Origin of the sequence: Streptomyces sp. NPDC050619, assembly GCF_040654815.1 — a bacterium.
GTDB lineage: Bacteria > Actinomycetota > Actinomycetes > Streptomycetales > Streptomycetaceae > Streptomyces.
In genome coordinates, this window is sequence record NZ_JBFAIR010000006.1 from 217,804 (window position 1) to 241,078 (window position 23,275).

At 68.0% G+C, this 23,275-nt stretch carries 14 protein-coding genes and 1 pseudogene; 5 read left to right on the top strand and 10 right to left on the bottom strand.

The features are described 5' to 3' along the window. Nucleotides 1–19: 19 nt before the first annotated feature. Nucleotides 20–673, bottom strand: coding sequence for a TetR/AcrR family transcriptional regulator (locus AB0I77_RS13330; RefSeq protein ID WP_363282623.1), 654 nt, complete (start codon nt 671–673; stop codon nt 20–22). 322 nt (nt 674–995) lie between these two features. Between AB0I77_RS13330 and car the strand changes: the two genes are divergently transcribed. From car to AB0I77_RS13345, 3 genes and pseudogenes are all read left to right on the top strand, one after another. Then, nucleotides 996–4,496, top strand: a complete 3,501-nt coding sequence (gene car, locus AB0I77_RS13335) for a carboxylic acid reductase (protein ID WP_363282624.1) — start codon at nt 996–998, stop codon at nt 4,494–4,496. Between the two features lie 588 nt (nt 4,497–5,084). Further along, nucleotides 5,085–5,306: pseudogene (locus AB0I77_RS13340) on the top strand (acetoacetate--CoA ligase); the annotation flags it as partial. Further along, nucleotides 5,303–5,536 carry a DoxX family protein gene (locus AB0I77_RS13345; RefSeq protein ID WP_363282625.1) on the top strand — a complete coding sequence of 78 codons (234 nt, stop codon included), beginning with the start codon at nt 5,303–5,305 and terminating at the stop codon, nt 5,534–5,536. The pseudogene AB0I77_RS13340 and the gene AB0I77_RS13345, both read left to right, overlap by 4 nt. A 295-nt stretch (nt 5,537–5,831) precedes the next feature. On the opposite strand, the gene AB0I77_RS13350 is transcribed toward AB0I77_RS13345, so the two are convergent. The 7 genes from AB0I77_RS13350 to AB0I77_RS13380 all read right to left on the bottom strand — a co-directional run bounded on the left by AB0I77_RS13350 (nt 5,832) and on the right by AB0I77_RS13380 (nt 17,439). Continuing rightward, nucleotides 5,832–8,768, bottom strand: coding sequence for a discoidin domain-containing protein (locus AB0I77_RS13350; RefSeq protein ID WP_363282626.1), 2,937 nt, complete (start codon nt 8,766–8,768; stop codon nt 5,832–5,834). A gap of 33 nt (nt 8,769–8,801) precedes the next feature. Beyond that, the gene (locus AB0I77_RS13355; protein ID WP_363282627.1) at nt 8,802–10,274 is read right to left on the bottom strand and encodes a glycoside hydrolase family 32 protein; all 1,473 of its coding nucleotides are present in this window, start codon (nt 10,272–10,274) and stop codon (nt 8,802–8,804) included. Nucleotides 10,275–10,414: 140 nt separating this feature from the next. Next, a complete protein-coding gene (locus AB0I77_RS13360; protein ID WP_363282628.1) occupies nt 10,415–12,712 on the bottom strand; it encodes a glycoside hydrolase family 3 N-terminal domain-containing protein in 2,298 nt (765 codons plus the stop codon). A 110-nt stretch (nt 12,713–12,822) separates the two neighbouring features. After that, nucleotides 12,823–13,710, bottom strand: a complete 888-nt coding sequence (locus AB0I77_RS13365) for a carbohydrate ABC transporter permease (protein ID WP_363282629.1) — start codon at nt 13,708–13,710, stop codon at nt 12,823–12,825. Between the two features lie 6 nt (nt 13,711–13,716). Then, the gene (locus AB0I77_RS13370) at nt 13,717–14,694 is read right to left on the bottom strand and encodes a sugar ABC transporter permease (protein WP_363282630.1); all 978 of its coding nucleotides are present in this window, start codon (nt 14,692–14,694) and stop codon (nt 13,717–13,719) included. A gap of 43 nt (nt 14,695–14,737) precedes the next feature. Further along, nucleotides 14,738–16,036, bottom strand: a complete 1,299-nt coding sequence (locus AB0I77_RS13375) for an extracellular solute-binding protein (protein ID WP_363282631.1) — start codon at nt 16,034–16,036, stop codon at nt 14,738–14,740. A gap of 395 nt (nt 16,037–16,431) precedes the next feature. Then, nucleotides 16,432–17,439, bottom strand: a complete 1,008-nt coding sequence (locus AB0I77_RS13380; protein WP_363282632.1) for a LacI family DNA-binding transcriptional regulator — start codon at nt 17,437–17,439, stop codon at nt 16,432–16,434. A gap of 542 nt (nt 17,440–17,981) precedes the next feature. On the opposite strand from AB0I77_RS13380, the gene AB0I77_RS13385 reads away from it, so the two are divergent. Next, the gene (locus tag AB0I77_RS13385; protein WP_363282633.1) at nt 17,982–20,540 is read left to right on the top strand and encodes a GH32 C-terminal domain-containing protein; all 2,559 of its coding nucleotides are present in this window, start codon (nt 17,982–17,984) and stop codon (nt 20,538–20,540) included. Nucleotides 20,541–20,639: 99 nt separating this feature from the next. On the opposite strand, the gene AB0I77_RS13390 is transcribed toward AB0I77_RS13385, so the two are convergent. Further along, nucleotides 20,640–20,942 carry an antibiotic biosynthesis monooxygenase family protein gene (locus tag AB0I77_RS13390; RefSeq protein WP_363282634.1) on the bottom strand — a complete coding sequence of 101 codons (303 nt, stop codon included), beginning with the start codon at nt 20,940–20,942 and terminating at the stop codon, nt 20,640–20,642. A 15-nt stretch (nt 20,943–20,957) separates the two neighbouring features. After that, a complete protein-coding gene (locus AB0I77_RS13395) occupies nt 20,958–21,944 on the bottom strand; it encodes a carbohydrate kinase (protein WP_363282635.1) in 987 nt (328 codons plus the stop codon). Between the two features lie 261 nt (nt 21,945–22,205). Here AB0I77_RS13395 and AB0I77_RS13400 point away from each other — a divergent pair, with 261 nt between their 5' ends. Next, the gene (locus AB0I77_RS13400) at nt 22,206–23,222 is read left to right on the top strand and encodes a sugar ABC transporter substrate-binding protein (RefSeq protein WP_363282636.1); all 1,017 of its coding nucleotides are present in this window, start codon (nt 22,206–22,208) and stop codon (nt 23,220–23,222) included. Nucleotides 23,223–23,275 lie beyond the last annotated feature (53 nt).

Genomic DNA, 23,275 nt, shown 5'->3' on the forward strand with positions numbered 1-23,275 from the left:
TCTGTCGGTCCCCAACCGGCTAGTGGTCGGCGAGAACGGGCCACAGGGCCGCGACGACCCGGTCCGCGAGACCTGGGTCCCGGTCACCGGTGCGCAGGTAGGACGAGTAAATGCTGCCGGTCAGCATGTCCGCGACGACGAGCACGTCCATGTCCGAACGCAGGGCACCCTCCTCGCGCAGCCGATGCAGCGTGTCGAACAGGGGCTGTATCCGGGGGCCGATCGCGTGGCGCCGTACCAGTTCCAGGAGACCGGGATTGTGCTCGGCCTCGGTCAGGACATGCCCGATCACCGTCATTCCGTGGCCCGGAGGGGCGTACGGAACCGCATACCGCAGGGCCCTCCCCAGCGCATCGGCGGGCGGGAGGTCCTCCAGCGGACCGAGCGGGTCGCGCTCGCGCTCCTCCTGGAAGTTGAAGTCCAGAGCGTCCACGACGAGGTCGTGCTTGTTCGCCCAACGCCGGTAGACGGTGGGCCTGGTGACGCCCGCCTCTGCGGCGATGTCACTGATCGTCAAGCGAGAGTAGCCGTCCGACACCAACCGCTCGACGGCTGCTCGCAGGATCGCCTGCTCCACGGACGGGTCACGCGGTCTGCCGGGACCCTTGCCCCGCTGGGCTCTCTTCTTGTCGTTCCCGGCCATCTCCTCCATCCGCTCACAGTAGCTTGCCATTACTTTACTTGACAGTCATGTAACTAAATTACGATCGTTAGGGTGCGCACGGAGATCCGAGCCAAGGAGAAACGGTGCCAACTCCCCCCACAGCCACAGTTGTTGAGCACGCCGCCCGGAGCGACGGCCGTTGTCGTCTTCGACACCCGGCCGGCTGACGAAACGACAGGTCCGGTAGGTCTCCGCACAGGGGCGACCCTTCTCGCCGGACACCCTGGCCTTCGCCTCGGCACCGAGGCAAGCGTGTGCCGCCCACCCCCACTCCCCCCCTCCCCCCATCTCTCCATCCCCCCACACCCCTGACGGAAGTCGGTGAGAACCGGTGTCTACGGCACCCGAGGTTGGTTCGATCGCCAACGACAAGCAGCTGCACGACATGCTCCCGCTGGAGTCGGTCAGAGCGGCCGTACGCGACTGCACGGACGGTCTGGCGCGAGCCGTGGCCCTGATCATGGAGGGGTACGCCGAACGCCCGGCCTTCGGTGAGAGGGCCCGGGAAACGGTGACCGACCCGGTGACCGGTCGGACCTCCCTGCGGCTGCTGCCGCGGTTCACGGAGATCACCTACGCCGAACTGTGGGAACGGGCCGGCGCGATCGCGGCCGAGTGGCACGGGGACACCCCGCACCCGGTCCGGCCGGGGGACTTCGTCGCGGTCTGCGGCTTCACGAGCGTCGACTACGCGACGCTGGACCTGGCCTGCCTGCGACTGGGCGCGGTGACCGTGCCGTTGCCGGCGAACGCACCGGCCGCCCGGCTGAAGCCGATCGTCCAGGAGACCGGGCCGCGCGTCCTGGCGACCAGTATGGAAACCCTGGACACCGCGGTCGAGTTGGTGCTCTCCAGCGCCTCGAAGCCGCGGCTCGTGGTGTTCGACCACCACCCGGAGGTCGACGAGGAGCGGGAGAGGTTCGAGGCGGCGCGGCGGCGACTGGCGGAGGCGGGCCTCACCGCCGTCGATTCCCTCGCCGCGGTGACCGCCCGTGGCCGCGACCTGCCGACGGTGCCGCTGTTCCAGCCGGATACGGACGAGGACCCGATGCGGCTGCTGCTCTACACCTCCGGCAGCACCGGCACGCCGAAGGGCGCCATCTACACCGAGAGGATGCTCCACCGGCTCTGGACGGGCCTGATGCCGACGCCCGCCGACACTCCCTCCGTCGGCATCAACTACATGCCGATGAACCATATGGTCGGCCGGTTGAACCTGTACTCCGCGCTCAACCGGGGCGGGGTCTCGTACTTCAGCGCCCGAAGCGACATGTCCAGCCTGTTCGAGGACATGGGGCTCGTCCGGCCGACCGAGCTTCTGCTGGTGCCGCGGATCTGCGACATGCTGTACCAGGAGTACCAGAGCGAACTGCTCGGCCGTGCCCCGGAGTTCACCGACCACGAGGCTCTCGACGCGGCGGTGAAGGCGGACCTGCGGGAGCGGTTCGTGGGCGGTCGGGTGCGCGTTGTCGTGAGCGCCAGCGCGCCCGTCTCCCGGGAGCTGAAGCGGTTCATGGAGTCGTGTCTGGAGCTGCCCCTGCACGACGGCTACGGGTCCACCGAGAGCGGCGTCGTGGTGGTCGACTCACACGTGCAGCGACCTCCCGTGATCGACTACAAGCTCGTCGACGTACCGGAACTCGGCTACTTCACCACCGACTCCCCGTACCCCCGGGGCGAGCTGCTGATCAAGACGACGTCCGTCACGCCCGGGTACTACAAGCGGCCCGAGACGACGGCCGAGGTGTTCGACGCGGACGGCTTCTACCGGACGGGCGACATCATGGCCGAGACCGGCCCGGACCAGCTCGTGTACGTCGACCGCCGCAACAACGTACTGAAGCTGTCCCAGGGCGAGTTCGTCGCTCTCTCCCGCCTGGAGAGCGTCTTCGTCGCCGATCCGCTGGTGCGGCAGATCTACGTCTACGGCAACAGCGAGCGCGCCTACCTGCTGGCCGTGATCGTCCCCACCAAGGAGGCGCTCGCCCGGTCCGCGAGCCACGACGAGCTGAAGCGGTCGCTGAGCGAGTCGCTCCAGCACGTCGCCCGCGAGGCCGACCTGGAACCGTACGAGATCCCCCGTGACTTCCTGGTCGAGCTCGAACCGTTCACCGCGGAGAACGGCCTGCTGTCGGAGATCCGCAAGAACCTGCGGCCACAGCTCAAAGAGCGCTACGGGGACCGTCTCGAAGACCTCTACGAGGAGTTGGCGAGCGGCCGTGAGGAGTCGCTGCGCTCGCTGCGCGAGGCGGGGCCCGGCCAGCCGGTGTTCGCGGCCGTCCGCCGCGGGCTCGTCGCGCTGCTGGGCCGCTCGGAGGCGGAACTCCACGAGGGCGCGCGCTTCACGGACCTGGGGATCGACTCGCTGTCGGCCCTGTCCTTCTCCCGGCTGCTGCGGGACGTCTTCGAGGTGGAGGTGCCGGTCGGGCTGCTGCTCAGCTCGGGCAACGACCTGAGGGCCGTCGCGGACCACATCGAGGCCGAGCGGGGCTCGGGTGCGCGGCGGCCGACCTTCGCCGCGGTCCACGGCGCCGACAGCACCGAGGCACGTGCCGCCGACGTCACGCTGGAGCGGTTCATCGACGCCGAGACGCTTCAAGAGGCCGGCCGGCTTCCGCGTCCGACGGGGCGGGAGACCCCGCGTACCGTGCTGCTGACCGGGGCCAACGGCTACCTGGGCCGGTTCATGTGCCTGGACTGGCTGGAACGGCTGGCCGAGACCGGCGGCCGGCTGGTCTGCGTCGTACGGGGCCGTGACGCCGAGGACGCCGGGCGCCGCCTGGAGGCCGCCTTCACCAGCGGCGACACGGACTTGCTGAGCCGCTACCGCGAACTGGCGGCGAGTCATCTGGAGGTGCTCGCGGGCGACATCGGCGAGGAACGGCTCGGCCTGGACCTGGACACCTGGAAGCGGCTGGCCGAGGACGTCGACCTCATCCTCCACCCGGCAGCGCTGGTCAACCACGTCCTGCCGTACGACCAGTTGTTCGGCCCCAACGTCGTCGGTACCGCCGAGCTGATCCGCCTGGCCCTCACCGGGAGGATGAAACCGGTCACCTACCTGTCGACCACCGCGGTGTCCACCGAGTCCGACGCGTCGCTGTTCGACGAGACCACCGACATCCGCACCCTGAGCCCGGTGCGCACGCTCGGCGACGGCTACGCCACCGGCTACGCGACCAGCAAGTGGGCGGGCGAGGTTCTGCTGCGCGAGGCCCATGGCACCTACGGCCTGCCGGTGACGGTGTTCCGCTCGGACATGATCCTCGCCCACACCCACCACACGGGTCAGCTGAACGTGCCCGACATGTTCACCCGTCTGCTCTTCAGCATCCTGACCACCGGCCTCGCCCCCGCGTCCTTCTACCGCACCGACGACCAGGGCGGCCGGCAGCGAGCACACTACGACGGGTTGCCCGTCGACTTCGTCGCCCAGGCCGTCGACACCCTCGGCGCGCGCAACACGGACGGCCACCGCACGTACAACGTCGTCACCCCCCATGACGACGGGATCTCACTGGACACCTTCGTCGACTGGCTGGCGCAGGACGGCCACACGATCCGGCGCGTCGCGGACTACGACGAGTGGTTCACCCAGTTCGAAACCGCCCTGCGGGCGCTGCCGGAGCAACGACGCCAGCACTCCCTCCTGCCACTGCTGCACGCCTTCGCGAAGCCGGGCGAACCGGCGCTCGGCTCGGCCGTCCCCGCCGACAGCTTCACGGACGCCGTCCGGGAGGCCGGGATCGGCGAGGACGGGGCCATCCCGCACCTGTCCCCCGGCCTCATCACCAAGTACGCGAGCGACCTGCGCGGACTGGGCCTGCTCTGATACGGCCCTCGCCGCCGGGACGGACCACCGCGGAGCCGTACGCTCCCGGGCGGCAGCTCCCGGCGGCGATCACGGGCGCCGACGCGGCACGAGGCCGTCTTCCGCCCCGGAGACGGCCTCGGGTGAGAGTTCACGGAGGATGACGAACGTCGCCGCCCTGGCCAAGCCTCCGTCGCAGCCCAAGCCGAACCCCGACCCTCCCACTCCGGAAGAGGCCACGCCGGCTGGAGCTGCTCGTGAAGCACTCCGATAACGGCTGAAGCGGTGATAGCACTGGACTGGCGGAAGGAGGTAACGCGACGGGAGCCGCAGAAACCCCGTACCGACGAGGCTCTCGAGCTCGTCGAGTTCGTCGCACCCGAAGTCGAGCCGCGCAACGGACGGCTACGACTGGCCATGCACCGGTGACCAGGACCCGGCCAGGGCGGACACGAAGGCGCCGAAGTCGGCCGCATCAGACCGTGGCCTGGAAGGTCGATGAAGATCTTGGGTTCTGGCCCTGTCGTGTGAGCGGCAGGGCCAGAACCCAGGTGGTTCGTGCAGGAGATCGGAGACCATGCTGTCCGGCACGCTCCAGGCGCTCCTTCTCGGTCCGGGCCTCGCCGAGTTGAGCCCGGGGCGATCCTCGAAGTGCCGGCCATCCCCCACACCCGCACCGGCAAGAAACTCGAAGTCCCCGTCAAACGCCTCCTCCAGGGCGCCCCTGCCGAGCAGGTCGTCAATCCCGCCGCGGTGGACGCCCCGGCACTCGTCGACTACTACGCCCGCCTGGGAGCCGACCGCCGCGGTCGAAGGAGCGCCGAGGCGTGAGAACCGCACAGATCGTCACCGCCGTTGTGCTGGACCTGGTCTTCCTGCCGCTGGGAGTGGCGAAGATCGCCGCTATCCCGGTCATGCGCCAGGCGGCAGCCCACCTCGACAGGTCACCGGGCCTCTACCGCGTCGTCGGCGTCCTGGAGGTTGCCGGGGCCGCCGGAGTGCTGGCGGGCCTGGCCCGGGGTCCCCTCGGCGCCGCCGCTGCCAAGGACTCGCCCTGCTGATGGCCGCGGCGGCGGTGGTTCATCTACGTCACGGCGACCCGCCCGCACGGGCCGTGCCCGGTTGGGCTCGGCCAGGAAGTTCTGGAGGGCGGCGTCCTGCCGCTTGAGCCGGCCGGCCTCCGCGACGGTGAGGCTGGGGTGGGCGACGAACCAGGCCTCCGCCGGGATCTGGTACTTGACGATGAAGTCCTTCATGAGCCCGGCGTGTTCGGGAGTCGCATTGACCGACCACGGCACCGCCGGCGGACTCCTTCGTGCGCGCGTCGACGGGCCCGGTAGGTCGTTGCAGCCGGGTTCAGTTGTAGACGTTGAATTCTGCGACTGACCACCAGCTACGCGCAACATTGTCGGTATTGACGACCTTGATGTAGCGAGCAGTCTGCGTCGGGAAGGAGACCAGGTGGACTCGTTGGCCGTCCGCCACCGAAGAAACCTCGGTCCAGTCGGTTCCATCCGCAGATACGTATACCTCCGCGCTTCGCGCATAGTCGCTGACACTGCCGCCAACATCCAGCACAATCTTGTTGAACGTCTGTGTTTTCCCCATGTCCACTTGGATCCAGAGGCCGTCGTACTGTCCCGTTCCGGAGCTGTACCGAGTACCAGAATCGCCATCGAGCATATTTCCGGGCGCATCCCACTGACTTGCGTCCGAAGCCGTTGCGGTCCAGCCCGTCCGCGGCAGCGCAGGACCTAGATCGATGACGTCGAACGAAGATTCACCGGCATCCACTCCGCTGGTTCCCTTCACGGAAACCGTGACCTTCCCCGCCGAAAGCCCCTTCGGAACGTAAGCGCTGATACTCGTGTCCGACCAGCTATCGATTTCTGCATAGCTTGATCCGAAATACACCGTACCCAGCCCCTGCGCGTCACCGAAGCCGGAACCGCGAATCGTGAACTTGGAGCGGGGCATCCCTCGGTCCGGCGTAAAACTGCTGAAGACCGGGGTCGGGAAGCTTGACAGCTTCTCGGTTGTGAACATCACCGAGGTCCCGCTTGGCAGCGTATAGATATACGAGCCGTCGGTGGATGTCTTGAAACTCTTGCTGTCGCCGGTCCCGTTGAATACTACGGTGACCTGCGCCCCTTCCTCGCCGGTCCAGGTCTTCAGCTGGAGGCCCTTCGATACCGCTGTCGGAGCTGCGATCGAACCGGTGCCACGCGAAGATCCGTACATGTCGATGTCACCGATGGACCACCAGAAACCGGATGCCGCGGTACTTACGATGCGAATGTACTGCGCCGTCCGGGTCGGCAACGTGACGGCTACCTTTCCGATGCCCCCGCTGCCGCTCGCAATTGCGCTGCCCCAATCGACACCATCGTTCGAAACATATATCTGATACCTGGTGACGTAGTCGAACGAATTGTCTACGCCGGTGTCGAGGACGATTTTGTTGAAGCTCGTAGGGCTCCCCAGATCGATCTGGAACCAGTCGCCGCTCGCCGTCCCATGCCCGAGGCTCCACTTTGTGTTGATGTCGCCGTCGATCGCGTTCGCGGCCACACCCCAATCCGGCTGCGCCGAAGCCGCTGCGGTCCACTTGCTACGGCTCAGTGCCCTTCCTGTCGTCTGGACAGAAGCTCCGATCGGAAGGGAATACGTGACCAGCTTGTTTCCGGTACGGACGGAATTCTGATAGGGCAGTAGTGCCGGATCGTACGTGACAGTGACCGGGCCGGATGTCGACGTGAAGACGAAGTCGTGTGTCGGGTCCGAGACCTTGGTCGCCGCAGGGACAAGGCCACTCCGCGTAGGCCCGGAGTACGTGAAGGTGACGGCGTCGCCGGCGTTCAGGGTGTAGTCGAACGAGTGCGTCCCGTCCACAACGCTGAAGGTTTTCGCGGCGCTTCCCGAGTTGTACGCGATCAGGACCTTCGATCCGTCCGGGTTCTGGAACGCGACGTTCTCTATGCTGCCTTCCCCGAGGGTGTTCGAGTAGATCCGGCGTGCTCCGGGCCTGACGAACCTGCTGGCGTGAGCGAGGGCGTGGTAGTCCACGTTGTAGGTCACCCGCCCGTCAGCCGGGTCGATCGTGAGCAATCCCCGAAGCATGGGTATACCGGCCGTGTCGCTGTTGAGCGGGCCCCGATCGGTGTCGAGTGCGATGTTCCACAGCATCACCCCGTTCGCCCAGTTGCGCGTGCCGTTGATGATCCACGTACCCAGTGCTTCACTGAACGCCGTCTGGTCGCTGTCCTGCCAAACTCCTCCGGTAGCTTCCGTGATGAACGTTTCCTTGCTCGGGTAGTCGTTGTGGACCAGGCTCTGGTAGTTCGGGTTGCCGCTGTAGATGTGCCACCCGGTTCCCGCGGTGTACTTGGAGGCTGCGGGGTCGCTGAAAATCGTCTCCGGGTACGAGGGCACGTCCCAGTTGTGGTCCCAAGCCAGGATCTTCGTGGAGATTCCATTGGCTTCGAACGCCTTGCCGATCTCCTGAATCAACTCGGCTTCCTGGTACGCGGACAGGAACATCCCGGGCCAGGTGGGAGTACCCATGGGTTCGTTCTGCGGGGAAATGTAGGAGATGGGAACGCCCGCTTCGCCATAGGCTTGGATGAACTTGACGAAGTAGTCGGCGAGCGCGGAGGTGTACTCGCTCTTGAGGGTGCCTCCGATCATGGAGTCGGAGGTCTTCATCCAGCCTGGTGGGCTCCACGGGTTGGCCATGATCTTGATGGACGGGTTGAGTGAGAGGGCCTGCCGCAAGGCCGGAATGATGTACGGCACGTCGTGCTGGATGGAGAAGTCGGACAGCGTCGGGTCCGTTTGTCCCGCGGGCATGTCGTTGTAGGAGTAGTTGCCGGACGCGTTGAAATCCGTGGCGCCCATCGGAGAGCGGAGCAGGCTGAGGCCGATGCCCTGCGAGGGATCGAACAGCTTCTTCATCAGCTTGGTCCGCTCGGCAGTGGACAGCTTGTCGATGAGCCAGGCGGAGGAGTCGGTCATGGCCGCGCCGAAGCCTTCGACCTTCTGGTACTTGACGCTGTCGTCGATCTTGATCGTCAGCGGGTTGGCCGTTCTCCTCGCCTTGAACAGCACATCGTCCTGGCCGGCGAGCCACTTGTCGGCCGATACCTCCGTCAGCCACACACGGACGGAATTGTCACGTGAGGCTTGCTTCAGCTGCGGGGCGGCGATGGCGTTCCCGGATACGTGGGTCCAGGCAGCGGCGACACCGACCGCGCTGGCCAGGAACTGGCGTCGTCCGAGACTGTATGACCTCATGGAAGATCCTCCTTCGGACCTGCTTAGTCGGTTCTACGGCGCCGCCGGCGCCGGCTCTGCGGCGCCGGTGCTCGGCTCCTTGATCACGAGCGGGTGCAGTTCCCAGGCATCGACCGCGTAGCCGAGGCGCATCCCCGGTGCGGTGCGGGCCTGCAGTCGCCACGGGCCCTGCCCTGTGGGGTAGAAGCGCAGGGTGAGGACCTGGCCGGTGGTGGTCAGGAAGATTTCGACGATGGAGTGGTCGACGACCACGCGCAGGTCGACGGGCCGGCCGGTTGGGCAGGGCACACGGTAGGAGCCGCCGCGGGCCCGGGTGTCCAGTGAGGCGTGGTCGCGGTCGACGACCAGTTGGCCCGTATCGGCATCGAGGCGGATGTCGAGGTACTCGGAGCCGTCGGGGGTGGTGAGCAGCCGCAGGCCGGCGTTTCCGGTGGGCTCCAGACGGGCCGTCAGGTCGAAGGCGCGGCCCGCGCTGCCGAGGTCCACCGGCTGCGTGCCGTGCGTCGCTCCAGTGGCATGGATGGTGTGTTCGCCGCGCAGGGCCAGCAGTTCGGTGGCGGGCTGCTGGCGCAGTGTGCCGTCGTCGTGGACGTGGATCTCGCGGGGCAGGGTGAGGACCCCGGCCCATCCGTCCGCGACGGCCCAGGCTTCGTCGCGGGCTTCCCACGACCAGCCCCACAGCAGCCATCGGTCGCCCGGTGCGCGCAGCAGGGCCGGTGCGTAGCAGTCGGGGCCGTGGTCGGCGGGCACCGCCGGGCCGGCCTCGAAGTGAACGTCGTACTCCGCGCCGATCAGGACCGCGACGCTCTGCGGGCCAGTGGGCAGGTTCCATGCGCTGAAGATGAGGGCGCCGCGTCCGTCGGCTGCCGGGAGGTATTGGGGGCATTCCCAGCCCTCGCCGGTGTGCAGGTCGGTGCCGCTGATCGGCTCCTTCTCGCGGGCCGCGAAGGGCCCCTGGTAGTTCCAGGTCTCCAGGTCGGGTGAGTCGTAGAGAAGGGCGGCGGCGCGGCCGTCCGCGAGGGCGGCGCCGACCAGCATCCGCCAGCCGTCGCCGTCCTGCCAGACGTACGGGTCGCGGTACATGGTGCAGCCCTCGGGCAGCTCGGGGATGAGCAGTTCGCCCCGCGGGCTGAAACTGTTGCCGCCGTCGTGGGAGACGGCGCAGGTGACCGGCTGGTGCTGGAACGAGCGGTCCTCGCGGTGCGCGGAGTAGAAGGCGACGAGCCGGTCGCCGTCGGAGACGGCGTTGCCGGAGAAGCAGCCGTCGGCGTCCACGCCACCCGGGGTCGGGGACAGGGCGATCGGCAGCGGCTCCCAGCTCAGCAGGTCGGAACTGCGGAAGTGGCCCCAGTTCAGGTTCGCGTGGGTCGCTCCGTACGGGTTGTACTGGTAGCACACGTGGTAGTGGCCGTCCTGGAAGACCAGCCCGTTGGGGTCGTTGATCCAGTTGCGGGGCGGGCGCAGGTGCGCCACGGGGCGGTGCGGATCGCGGGGTGCGGTGGACACACGCGTGCCTTTCGGTGTTTCAGAGTGGACCCGCCCCGCCGGCCTTCGGGTTAGCGGGGCGGCGGGCCGGCGGGGCGGGGGTCTTCAAGCCATCCACGGCCTTCAGGTCCGGATGCGGGCTTCAGGTCCGGATCCGGGCTTCAGGTCCGGATGCGGAATCCCGCGCTCAGCTGCTGCTCCCGCCGTGCGCTGGGGCCGACACGGAGTGCGAACTCACCTGGTTCGACCACTCGCCGGTTGTCGGCTGTGACGAGCGAGCACTGCGCTGCAGGGACGCTGAGGCGGACGTCCAGGCTTTCACCGGGAGGGACTTCGACCTGAGTGAAAGCCTTCAGCTCCTGCTCGGCCCAGGTGACGCTGGTGGTCAGGTCGCTGACGTATGCCTGGACCGTCTCCAGGGCAGGACGGCTGCCACTGTTGGTGAGTCGTACCGTCGCGTCGACGGTGCCGTCTGCGGGGACGTCCGGGTCGTGCACGACGAGGTCGGAGTAGGTGACGGTGGTGTAGGTGAGGCCCTCGCCGAACGCGAACAGGGGGTCCTGGGTGAGGTCGGCGTAGCGGTTCCCGTGCTGGCCTCGCACCTGGTTGTAGAAGACCGGTTGCTGCCCGACGTGGCGTGCGAAGGAGACAGGGAGCCGGCCGCTCGGTTCGACGAGTCCGAGGAGGAGTTCGGCGACGGCGCGGCCACCGCGCATGCCCGGGTTGAACGCCTCGATGAGCGCTGCCGCGTTCAGTGCCGAGTCCGGGAGGGTGCTCGGCTTGGACTGGGCGAGTACGACGATCACGGGTGTGCCGGTGGCGGCGACCGCGTCCAGCAGTGCGATCTGGCCTCCTTGGAGGTCGAGCGTGGCCGTGGAGCGCACCTCGCCGGTGAGGTCGATGGTGTCCCCGACGACCACGACGGCGTAGTCGGCGGCCTCTGCGGCAGCGGTGGCCTCCCGAAGTTGTTCCTGGTCGACCGGGGCGGGGGTGAAAACGGGCGGCTGCGGTTGGCCGTCAGGCCCGGTGGACCACTCGGGGTCCTGGTCGGGGCTTGCGATGTCGGCACCGCGGGCGTATGTGATGGTCCAGTCGGCCGGGGCGACGACGCGCAGGCCGTCGAGCACTGTCTCCACCGACTCGCGGGGATGGCCTTCGGGCATCCACGGGACCTGGCCGGTGGCGCCCGCCCAGTCGCCGAGCATGGCTTCCGGGCTGTCGGCGTTGGGGCCGATGACCGCGATCGTCCGCTGCTTGCCGCGGCTCGCGGCGCGGCCGGTTCCGTCCGAGGTCAGCCCTCCTTCGAGGGGCAGGACGCCGTCGTTGCGCAGCAACACCAGGGAACGGCGGGCGGTTTCGAGGTTGAGGTCGGCGTGGGCTCGGCGGCCGATCACCTGCGCCTGCCGATCCGGGTCGGGAACACGCGGGTCCTCGAAGAGCCCGAGCTCGAACTTCAGCCGCAGAACCCGCCGTACTGCGGCATCGATCTGTTTCTCGTCGACCAGGCCGCGGGCGACCGCCTCCTGGGCGCCCTCGAAGAACCGCGGCGTGGCCATGATGAGGTCGTTCCCGGCGTTGACGGCGACCGCCGCCGCCTCGGCGTAGTCGGCGCAGATCCGCTGGTCGTAGACCATCCGGCCGACGTTGTCCCAGTCGGTCACCAGCGTGCCGGTGAAGCCCCACTCCCTCTTGAGTACGTCGTTGATCAGCCACTGATGCGCGGTGATGGGCACCCCGTCGATGGACTGGTACCCGAGCATGAAGCCGCGGCAGCCTGCACGAACCGCCTGCTCGAACGGGGGCAGGAACCACGAACGCAGCTTGCGTGGGCTGAGATCGGCCTCGCTCGCGTCGCGCCCGCCCAGGGTTTCGGAGTAGCCCGCGAAGTGCTTGGCGTACGCCAGTACAGCTGTCGGGTCGCTGAGGCCCTCGCCCTGATAGCCGCGTACCATCGCCGCCCCGAGTTCACCGATCAGGAACGGGTCCTCGCCGAATGTCTCGTTGATCCGGCCCCAGCGCAGGTCCCGGGTGATGCACAGCACCGGGGAGAACGTCCCGTGGATCCCGGTCGCCGCGATCTCGGTCGCGGCCGCTCGGGCCACCCGGTGGAGCAAGGAGGGGTCCCAGGTGCAGGCCATGGCCAGCTGGGTCGGGAAGATGGTCGCGCCCGGCCAGAACGAGTGGCCGTGGATGCCGTCGTCGGCTGTCAGCAGCGGAATGCCGAGCCGTGTCCGCCGGGCCAGTTCCATGGCCTGAGGCATCAGGTCAGGGGACACATGCAGGATTGATCCGGCCAGCTTGGCCGACACGATGTCCGCCAGGTCCCCGTGTTGTGCGTCGAGCATCATCAGCTGCCCGACCTTCTCCGGCAGGGTCATCCGTGAGAGCAAGTCCTCCGTCCTTGCCTCCACGGACGCTTCCGGATCCAGGTACGCCGCAGGGCGAACCGGCTGTCCCATTTATGGTCTCCAAGCAATGAGTGGTCACAGGTCAGATAGTTGATCGGCGACGGCGAACGCTTCGTCGCAAGGACGCTGCCGCCTGCCGCCTGCCGCCTGCCGCCGGAATGTCACTTCAGGCCGGTGGTGGCGATGCCGGCCACGAACTGGCGCTGGAAGAGGACGAAGACGATCATCACCGGCAGCAGGACGACGACGGCACCGGCGAGCAGGATGCCGAAGCGGGTGAAGGACTGTCCGCTGCTGGCCAGGGCCAGGCCGACAGGGAGGGTGTACTGGCTCTCGTTCTGCGCCACGACCAGCGGCCACAGGAAGTTGTTCCAGGAGCCGAGGAAGGTGATGATCCCGAGGGTGGCGAGGGCCGGCTTGGTCAGCGGAAGGATGATCCTCGCGAAGATGGCCAGTTCGCGGCAGCCGTCGACGCGGGCGGCGTCGATCAGCTCGTCGGGCAGGGTGGAGATGAACTGCCGCATCAGAAACACCCCGAAGGGGCCGGCCAGGAACGGCAGGATCAGCCCGAGCATGGAGCCGGTCAGCTGCATGTTGGACACCAGCACGTACAGCGGGACGAAGGTGACCAGGCCGGGGATCATGAGCGTCCCCATGACCAGCAGGAAAACCGCGCGCTGTCCGCGGAACTCCAGCTTGGCCAGGGCGTATCCGAGCATCGAGCAGAAGATGAGGTTCCCGGCGGTGACGGCGAGGGCCACGATCACGGAGTTGGCGAACATGCTCGTGAAGTCGAGCGTGCTGAACAGCTCACCGTAGTTGGCGGTCGTGGGCGCCGTGGGTATCAGGACGGGCGGGACCCTGCGGATGTCCGCCTCGGGTTTGAAGGAGCCGGAGAGCATCCACAAGAACGGCGCGATCATCAGCAGCAGGGCGCCGACGAGCGGCAGATACAGCCAGGGCTGGCCCCAGGACTGGCGGATGCGACGGCGCCTGAGGACGCGGTCCGTGCCCGCTTGTGCCGGTGGGAGGGTGGAGAGGGTACTCATGGTTCGTCAGTCCTTGTCTCGCAGCAGCCGGAACTGCAGCACGGTCAGCGCCACGATGAGGACGAAGATGACGTAGCTGGCGGCCGACGCCATCTCGTAATTGCCGTTGCCGAACTGGTTGTAGGCGTACAACGTGGCCGACAGGGTGGAGTCCAGCGGCCCGCCGCCCGTCATCACGAACGGCTCGTCGAAGAACTGCAGATAGCCGATGCCGGTGGTGACGGCGGTCAGCAGCAGGGCCGGACGCAGGAGCGGGAAGGTGACCCGCCAAAACCGCTGCCAGGGCCCGGCGCCGTCGAGTTCGGCCGCCTCCATCAGGGACTGGGGGACGGACTGCAGACCCGCCAGCATGATGATCATGACGGTGCCGAGGTTGCGCCACACCGCCATCACGATCATGACGGGAAGGGCGAAGCGGGTGTCCGCCAGCCAGGCCGGGCCGTCGATCCCGAACCAGCCCAGGACGAGGTTCACCAGTCCCGCGCGAGGTTCGAGGAGCGTCTTCCACACCACGGCGACGGCCACGATGCTGGTGATCACCGGCAGGTAGAAGCCGACCCGGAAGACGGCCCGGAAGCGGCGGATGCCCCGGTCGAGGGCGACCGCCGCGGCGAGCCCGGCAGCCAGCGTCAGGGGCAGCGCCACCAGGACGAACACGGCGGTGTTGCGCAGGGCCGTGAAGAACTGCTCGTCCTGGAAGAGCCGCACGTAGTTGTCGAGGCCGATGAACGACACGTTCAGGGGTGTGCGCAGATCGGCGCTACTGGTGTCGGTCAGACTCATCAGCAGCGACCAGACCAACGGCAGCAGCATGAAGGCCGCGAACAGCGCGAGGAAGGGCGCGGCGAGGATCCAGGCGGCCCGGGCCTGCCTGCCGCGCGCCATGCCCCGAGGCGCGAAGTGCCGGCGATCGGCACTCCGCTGCGGCCCCGCGGTGGTCTGCTTGCTGGTGTCGCCCCGCCCAGGGAGCGTTTTCGTGGACATGGATGTCATCCGTCCGTGCGAGGGGTGCTCATGGCGGTGGCGCTCAGCGGCCGGTGCCGATGCTGGTGGCCTTGGACTGCAGCGACTTCTGCACCTCGGCGACGGTGGCCTTGCCGAGGGCCAGCTTCTCCAGTTCGGAGTCGATGGCGTCGGCGATCTGCTGCCAGGTCGTGATGGCGGGCGGCGCCTTGCTGACCTTGAGCTGCTCCTCGTACGCCTTCATGTTCTCGTCCTCGGTCAGCTTCCCCTCCGACCACGCCTGGGGTGCGGGGGGCAGGGTGCCGGTGACCTTGGAATAGGCGGCGAGGTTGGCGGGCTCGGTCAGGAACCGGGCGAACTTCCATGCCGCGTCGGGGTTCTCGGCCTCCTTGAACACCGCCAGGTCGGTGCCGCCGGCGAACCCGGCGGGCTGCTTGGTGTAGGGCAGCGGCATGGTCTTCCACTTGCCGTCCAGCTGCGGGGAGTCCCGGTGGAAGGTGCCGCCGGCCCACGCGCCCTCCTGATACGTGGCGGTCAGCCCGTCCTGGAAATCCTGCACGTTGTCCGCCCTGTCGGTCGGCGCCAGGCCCTGCTTGGGAACGCTTGCGTAGTCCTCCAGCGCCTTGGCGGCCTCGGGCGTGTCGAAGGTGAACTTCCCGGTCTTGGCGTCGTAGATGTCACCGCCCTGCTGCCAGACCATCGGCAGCCAGAAAATCCAGGAGTTGAAGCCCATCACGAGCCCCGCGGCGTGGCGCAGCTTGGGGTTCTGCTTGCCGGCGGTGGCCTGGATGGCCTTGAGGTCCTTCAGGTATCCGTCCCGGTCGCCGGCCAGGGCGCCCTTGATGCCGGCCTTCGTGGTGAGGTCGGTTCGGTAGTAGACCGCCGTGGTGTCGGCGATGAACGGGATGCCGTAGGAGGTGTTCTTGTACTTGGTGGTGTCCCACTGGCCGGGGTAGAAGTCCGACGACTTGATCGATGTCGGGGTGGCCTGGAAGGCGTTCATGGCAGCCATCTCGGCCATCCAGGTGCTCCCGACCATGGACAGGTCCGGTGTGTTGCCGCCGGCGACCGCGGTGGTCAGCTTGTCGTGGGCGGCGCTCCACGGGACCGCGGTGATCTTGACGTCCGCGTCCGGGTTCTCCTGCTCGAACTTCTTGGCCAGGGCCTTCAGGTTCTCGTCGGGGTCGCCCAGGGACCACATGACCACCGTCCCCTTGGCCTTGCCCGCGTCGATCTTCGCGGGCGCATCGTTGCCGGGGCCGGAATCCGCGCTCCGGCCGCAGCCGGTGGCCACCAGGGCTGCCGTGACGGTGACGCAGAGGGTCTGGACGGTTCTGACGGTGTGACGGGTGGTGATACGCATGATGCGGCTCCTTGCCGTTGAGCGATACGGAGGCGGGGGGGGCGGCGAAGGGTGAGAGCGGGCGGGCGCCGGATGGGTCGGCACACGAGTGGAGACCGTCTGCGGTGACATTGGCATCGGCGGTCAGCCGCGGGTCGCGGCGGGAGCATCCGCCCAGCGGCCGGGCGGAGTGCGCCAGGCGTGCCGTTCGGTGTCACGGATCGGGAACGCGCGGGCGGAAAGGTCCATGTGGGCGGTGCCGCGTGAAACGCGTGCGCAGCCGCCAGGGGTTGCGAGGACGGCGAGGCCGAAGTGGTTCGCCGAGGTTTCAAGGAGAGGGGGGCGGTGCGTCACTCACCGGCAACGCACCGCCCGGCTGCGAGGCGCCATTACCTGCGCATCGCGATGACGTCGCGTCAGTTCGAGCTCGGCTCTGACGTCGAGCCACGGATCACGAGGCTGGTGGGAATGATGCGCGAGGGGGCGGCCTGCGGCGATCCGCGCACGTGGTCGAGCAGCAGACGTGCCGCTGCCTCACCCATCTCCCGCATCGGCTGGCGGATGGTGGTCAGTGCCGGATAGGTGTACGACGCCAGCTCGACGTCGTCGAAGCCCACCACGGCGACATCCCGCGGAATCTTGAGGCCGGCCTCGTGCAAGGCCGCGAGCGCACCGGCCGCCGAGGGGTCGTTGTGCCCGAAGACCGCGTCGAACTCCACGCCGTCCGCGAGAGCTTGCGCGATCGCGCTCCGGCTGTTGTCGAACTGGAAGTCGCCGCCGATGATGCTGCGTTGGCCGAGTTCGATCCCGGCCTTCGCATAGACGTCGACGAAGCCGCCCAGCCGTTCTCGGGTGCAGCCGTACTCGTCGGGACCGGTCACCACCAGAGGTCGACGGCGGCCGAGGTCCAGCAGGTGGCGCGCCGCCTGCTCACCGCCCTCCCGGTTGGTGGTGGCCACGTAGGGGAATCCCGGCCGCTGGAAACGGTCGTCGATCAACACCACCGGCAGTCCGGCTTCGTGCAGTTCCGTGATGGCTCCCAGGGCCCCCTCGGGCTCTATCACCAGCAGACCGTCGAACGACTTGGCAGCGACCTGCAGGCCCAGCCTGCGCAGTGACTCCTCACCGCGGTTCACGGTCAGCATGCGCAGTCCGAAGCCCTCGGCCTCCAGCGTTTCGACGACCGCCTGCACTATGCCGGCCCAGGCCCAGGCCATATCAGGGACCAGCATGCCGATCATCTGTGTCGTGCCGCGTGCCAGCCCCACTGCCCCGGCGCTCGGCACATAGCCGAGCTCCGAGATCGCCTTGCGGACCTTCACAACGGTGTCCTCGCTGATCTCGCCCTTGCCGTTCAGCACCCGCGAGACCGTCGTCTTGCTGACCCCGGCCCGCGAGGCCACGTCGGCGATAGTGACTCCCATGTCACCTCCCCTCCCTTCCTGCAGAGGCGGAAGACTTCCCTCCCGCACCGAAGGGCCGATCGTACAGAGCCTTGTGGAACCGGTACCGACATCGGTCCCGGAACCGGTTTCGGTACCGGTCCCGGAAGTGAAGCACCGCGGGCCCTCACCGGTCAACACCCCGGAAACAACTCGTTGACCCGGCCGATCTCGGTCTCGCACGATGCCGCGGAAGCCTGCCGGTCGCTACCCAAGCCACCGCTCTGACCTGCGCGGTTGCCGATCTCAACCCGCCTTGGCCGAGCTCGTTGGGGCGGCTGCCGACCGCCGACGACGCCCGACGGACCGTAGGCCCGTCCCGGAGCAATCACGCCCGAACCGTTGACGCACTGGCCGGATTGCCCTTCATAATCGGGCACTCGCTGTCATCGATGACACAAGTCGTCGATGACACCCCAGTCGGCTGCGTGGACGTCGACGCCGCTGGGATGTCACTTTTCGGTCCGTCCGCGCCGGGGCCGCAGTCAGCGCTGCGCCGACGAGCCGCGGGACTAGGAGACACCATGAGCTCTGCACGCGTATCCCGGCATGCCCGCATACGGATGATGGCGGCGGTGGCGACCGTCTGCGCCCTGTCCGCAGCCCCGCTCGCCCCCCAGGCCGTAGCTGCCGACCCCCCTGCGTACACCGAGACCTACAGACCCCAGTTCCACTTCACGCCGGAGAAGAACTGGATGAACGACCCCAACGGTCTCGTGTACTACCAGGGCGAGTACCACCTCTTCTACCAGTACAACCCGAACGGCAACTCCTGGGGCGACATGTCCTGGGGGCACGCGGTGAGCAAGGACCTCGTGCACTGGGAGGAGTTGCCGCTCGCCCTGTCGCACGACGACGAGGAGATGGTGTTCTCCGGCAGCGCGGTCGTCGACTGGAACAACACCACCGGGTTCGGAACGAAGAAGAACCCGCCCATGGTGGCGATCTACACCAGTGCCTACAAGAACGGCGGCAAGCAGGCCCAGTCGCTTGCCTACAGCACCGACCGCGGCCGCACCTGGACCAAGTACCAGGGCAATCCCGTCATCGACATCGGCTCCACCAACTTCCGCGACCCCAAGGTCCAGTGGTACGCACCCACCAAGAGCTGGCTGATGACCGTGTCGCTGTCCGCCGAGCACAAAGTGCAGTTCTACTCGTCCAAGAACCTCAAGGACTGGAAGCTGCAGAGCGAGTTCGGGCCGGCCGGTGCGACGGGCGGCGTGTGGGAGTGCCCCGACCTGTTCCCCCTCGCCGTCGACGGGGACAAGAACAACATCAAGTGGGTCCTGGTCGTCAACATCAATCCCGGTGGTATCGCGGGCGGTTCGGCCTCGCAGTACTTCGTCGGCGACTTCGACGGCAAGAAGTTCACCGCCGACGACAAGGGCACCTACACACCGCCCACCGGCACGGTGGTGCAGGACTTCGAGGGCACCGACTTCGGTTCGTGGACGACGACCGGAACCGCGTTCGGCCAGGGACCGGCAGCCGGGTCGGTGGACGGGCAAGGGGCCGTCGAGGGCTTCGACGGCAAGGGCCTCGCCAACAGCTTCCACGGCGGTGACGGGACCGCCGGCACCCTCAGCTCGCCCGAATTCACCGTCGACAGCCCCTACTTGAACTTCAAGATCGGTGGCGGGCGGCATCCGCACGAGGCCGGAACCGTCATGGACAGGACTCCACCCGAGGGCACGGTCCTCGCCGACTTCGAAGGCGGAACCTACGGCGACTGGACGGCAACCGGGGACGCCTTCGGCACCGAACCGGCCCCCGGCACCCTCCCCGGCCAGGGACAGGTCTCCGGCTTCCTGGGAGACGGGCTGGCCAACACCTTCCTGAACGGCGACGCCAGTACCGGCACCCTCGCCTCGCCCGAGTTCACCATCGACAAGAAGCACATCAACTTCCTCATCGGCGGCGGCAACCACCCGGCCGACGACGACAACCCGACCGCCGTCGAACTCCTCGTGGACGGCCAAGTGGTGCGCAGCGCCACCGGAAAGGACGCCGAGGCACTCAACTGGGCCTCCTGGGACGTCAGCGATCTCACCGGCAAGAAGGCGCAGCTCAGGATCGTCGACGACAACACCGGCGGCTGGGGCCACCTCGACGTCGACCACATCGTGCTGTCCGACACCCAGGCCCAGCGCGTCTCCCAGGAGACGTCCGTCAACCTGCTCGTCGACGGCGAGGTCGTGCGCAGCGCGACCGGCGCCGACAGCGAGACCCTGGACTGGGCCTCCTTCGACATGCGCCCGTACGTCGGCAAGAAGGCGCAGATACAGGTCGTCGACATGAACTCCGGCGGCTGGGGCCATGTCCTGGCCGACCGGTTCACCGCCGCCGACGCACCCGCGAAGTCCATCGTGCAGCGCGCCGACTGGGCCGACTACGGCAAGGACTACTACGCGGCGGTGTCCTGGGAGAACGCGCCGGGCGGCAAGCGGTACATGATCGGCTGGATGAACAACTGGGACTACGGCCAATCCATCCCCACCTCCCCCTGGCGCGGCGCGCAGAGCGTTCCGAGGGAGATGGCCCTGCGCACCGTCGACGGCCGGATCCGGCTGACCAGCAAGCCGGTGGGCAGCCTGGAGTCGCTCCGGGGAAAGCGCCCGGCGACCGCGTCCGGCGTCACCGTGAAGAGCACCTCCAAGCCTCTGATCGGCCGCGCGGCCGAGGGCAAGGCACTCGACATCGAGGCGGCCTTCTCCCTCGAGGACGCCGAACGGTTCGGCCTGAAGGTCCGCACCGGCGCCGGAGGCGAGGAGACCGTCATCGGCTACGACACCGCAACCCAGGAGCTGTACGTCGACCGCACCCGCTCCGGCGTCGGCGACTTCAACAGCACCTTCCCCGGCGTCCAGACCGCCCCCCTGAAGCCCGAGAACGGCATGGTCGAGCTGCGCATCCTCGTCGACTGGTCCTCCGTCGAGGTCTTCGGCGGCAACGGCGAAGCGGTGATCACCGACCAGATCTTCCCCGACCCCTCCAGCACCGGCGTCGAGGTCTTCGCCGAGGGCGGCACCGCCACCCTCGACCAGATGCGGGCGTGGCAGCTGAAGTCGACCTGGCGGTGACGCGCCGCGGGTCCGCGGTGATCACGTGGGCGGGCGATTGGATTTGCAGTCGATCTCCCCGCGCTCCAGCTCCGCGTCGCCGCCGGTGTCGAACGCTCGTCACGGATGCGTGGCCAGCGGATCGAGGAACGTCAGTACGGAGGCGTCCTCCTCGATCAGCGGGGTGAGGGCGGCGTTGAACGGGCCACCGTACGGGGCGTCCAGGTGTGCCTTGAAGGCGTCCTCGTCCCGGTAGACCTCGAAGATCCAGTAGGCGCGTGGATTGGCCGCCTTGGTGTAGACCTCGAAGGTCAGGTTGCCTTCCTCTTCGCGCACCTTCAGGGCGTAGTCCCAGAGCAGGCGAGCGACCTCGTCCTCCGCTCCCTCTCGGACGGTGAACTCGGCGAGCAGGGTCTTCGTCATGGTTTCGGGTCCTTGTCAGTGGGTGGGGTCGAGGTGCTGGGCGACGGTCTTTTCCGTCGCGAACCTTGCCAACTGGCTCTCCCATGGCGGGTTGGGGCCGGCGACCGAGCAGGTCAGGGCCGCGACCTGCGTGGCGAACAGGCAGGCGGCCTCGACATCGCCGATACGCAGGTCGGTCAGCCTGCCGCCGAGGAGGCCGCGGGTGCCGAGGTGGTGCAGCAGTCCCGCGGTGAAAGAGTCCCCCGCGCCGACCGTGTCGACGACCCGCGTGCCCACCGCGGGCACCTGTAGCCGTTCGCCGTCGAGTGAGGCCAGGGCGCCGTCGGCACCACGCGTGATCAGGACGAGCCGCGCCCCCGCCGCATGCCAGGTGTCGCACGCCTGCTCGGGCGCCGTCCCGGGCAGCAGGAGATCCAGGTCGTCCTCGCTCAGCCGCAGCACATCCGCGAGGCCGCACCAGTGCGCCAGCCGGGCGCGGTAGACCTCGGGGTGCACCAGGAGCGGGCGGACGTTGGGGTCGATGCTGATGGTGGCCCGGGAGGCGGCCACTGCCAGGAAGTCCTCCACCACCACCGCCCCGGGTTCCTTGACCAGGGCCAGTGACCCGGTGTGCACGCAGGCGGTGTCGGCCAGGTCCACCCCGGCCAGTTCCGCGCTCGTCCACTGCCAGTCGGCGGTGGTCTGCGCGTGGAAGGAGAACGTGGCCTGGCCACGAGTGTCCAGCTCGGCCACGGCCAGCGTGCTGGGCTCGGCGGCCTCGACGGCGTGCGACAGGTCCACCCCGGATGCCTCCAGGTGGGCCCGGAAGAGGCGGCCGAACACGTCGCCGGACAGGCGCGCGAGGAAACGGGCCGACGTGCCCAGCCGGGCCAGGGCCACCGCCGTGTTGGCGGGTCCGCCGCCTGGCAGCACCCGCAGGGCGAGTTCGTTCCGGGTACTTGCGGGTTCGGTGAACGCGTCGGCGACGCACTCTCCCAGGACGGTGATCTGAGGCGGGGTCATGGGCTGCTCTTCTCTGGGCTGCTCTTCTCTTGGAACGTGCTGGCAGAACGGGCACGTCGCGGGCAGTCGCTGAACGGCTTCGGGCGGGAGACGGCTGCGGGCGTTGCCGATTTGTGACGGGTGCAAGGCATTGACGTTGCCGGGGACCGGAGTCCATCATCCTCGCCAAGCAGTGTCAACGATGACATAAGTCAACGATGACACCTCGGGACGGCATGCCCCGATGCCGGCCGCTCGCCCGCAATCCCGCAGGAGTTGTTCATGTCACGCATCTCTCGTCTGCCCTCCTCCTTGCTCAGAGCCGCCGCCTGCACGGGTGTCGCAGCCCTCGCCCTGACCGCCTGTGGATCCGGATCGGAATCGGGCACCGCGAGCGCCGGATCGGGCGACGTCAAGGTCGGTCTGATCACCAAGACCGACACCAACCCGTTCTTCGTGAAGATGAAGGAAGGCGCGGAGAAGGCCGCCAAGGAGAACGGCGTCGAACTGTCCACCGCAGCGGGCAAGTTCGACGGTGACAACGCCGGTCAGGTCACCGCCATCGAGAACATGGTCGCCGCCGGCGTGAAGGGCATCCTGATCACCCCCAGCGACTCCAAGGCGATCGTGCCGGCGATCGAGAAGGCCAAGGCCAAGGGCGTGCTGGTCATCGCCCTCGACACCCCGACCGAGCCGGAGAGCGCGGTCGACGCCCTCTTCGCCACCGACAACGTCAAGGCGGGTGAGCTGATCGGCGAGTACGCCAAGGCCGCCATGAAGGGCAAGTCGGCGAAGATAGCCACCCTCGACCTCGCGCCGGGCGTCTCCGTCGGCGTCCAGCGGCACAGCGGCTTCCTGAAGGGCTTCGGCGCCACCGACAAGGACGTCGTCTGCGCCCAGGACACCGGCGGCGACCAGGCCAAGGGCCAGACCGCGATGGAGAACTGCCTGCAGAAGTCGCCCGGCATCAACGTCGTCTACACCATCAACGAACCGGCCGCCCTGGGCGCGTACACCGCGCTGAAGGCCAAGGGCCGGGAGAAGGACGTGCTGATCGTCTCCGTCGACGGCGGCTGCACCGGCACCCAGGCGGTCAAGGACGGCAAGATCGCCGCCACGTCGCAGCAGTACCCGCTGAAGATGGCCGCCGAGGGCGTCAAGGCTGTCGTGACGTACGCCAAGGACGGCAAGAAGGCGTCCGGTTACACCGACACGGGCGTCACCCTGATCTCCGACAAGCCGCAGGACGGGGTCACGTCGAAGGACACCGCCTACGGCCTGGAGAACTGCTGGGGCTGAGCCGCCGACGCCCCGCTGCCGCCGTTCGAAACCCCTCAGCGGGGCGGCCGGCC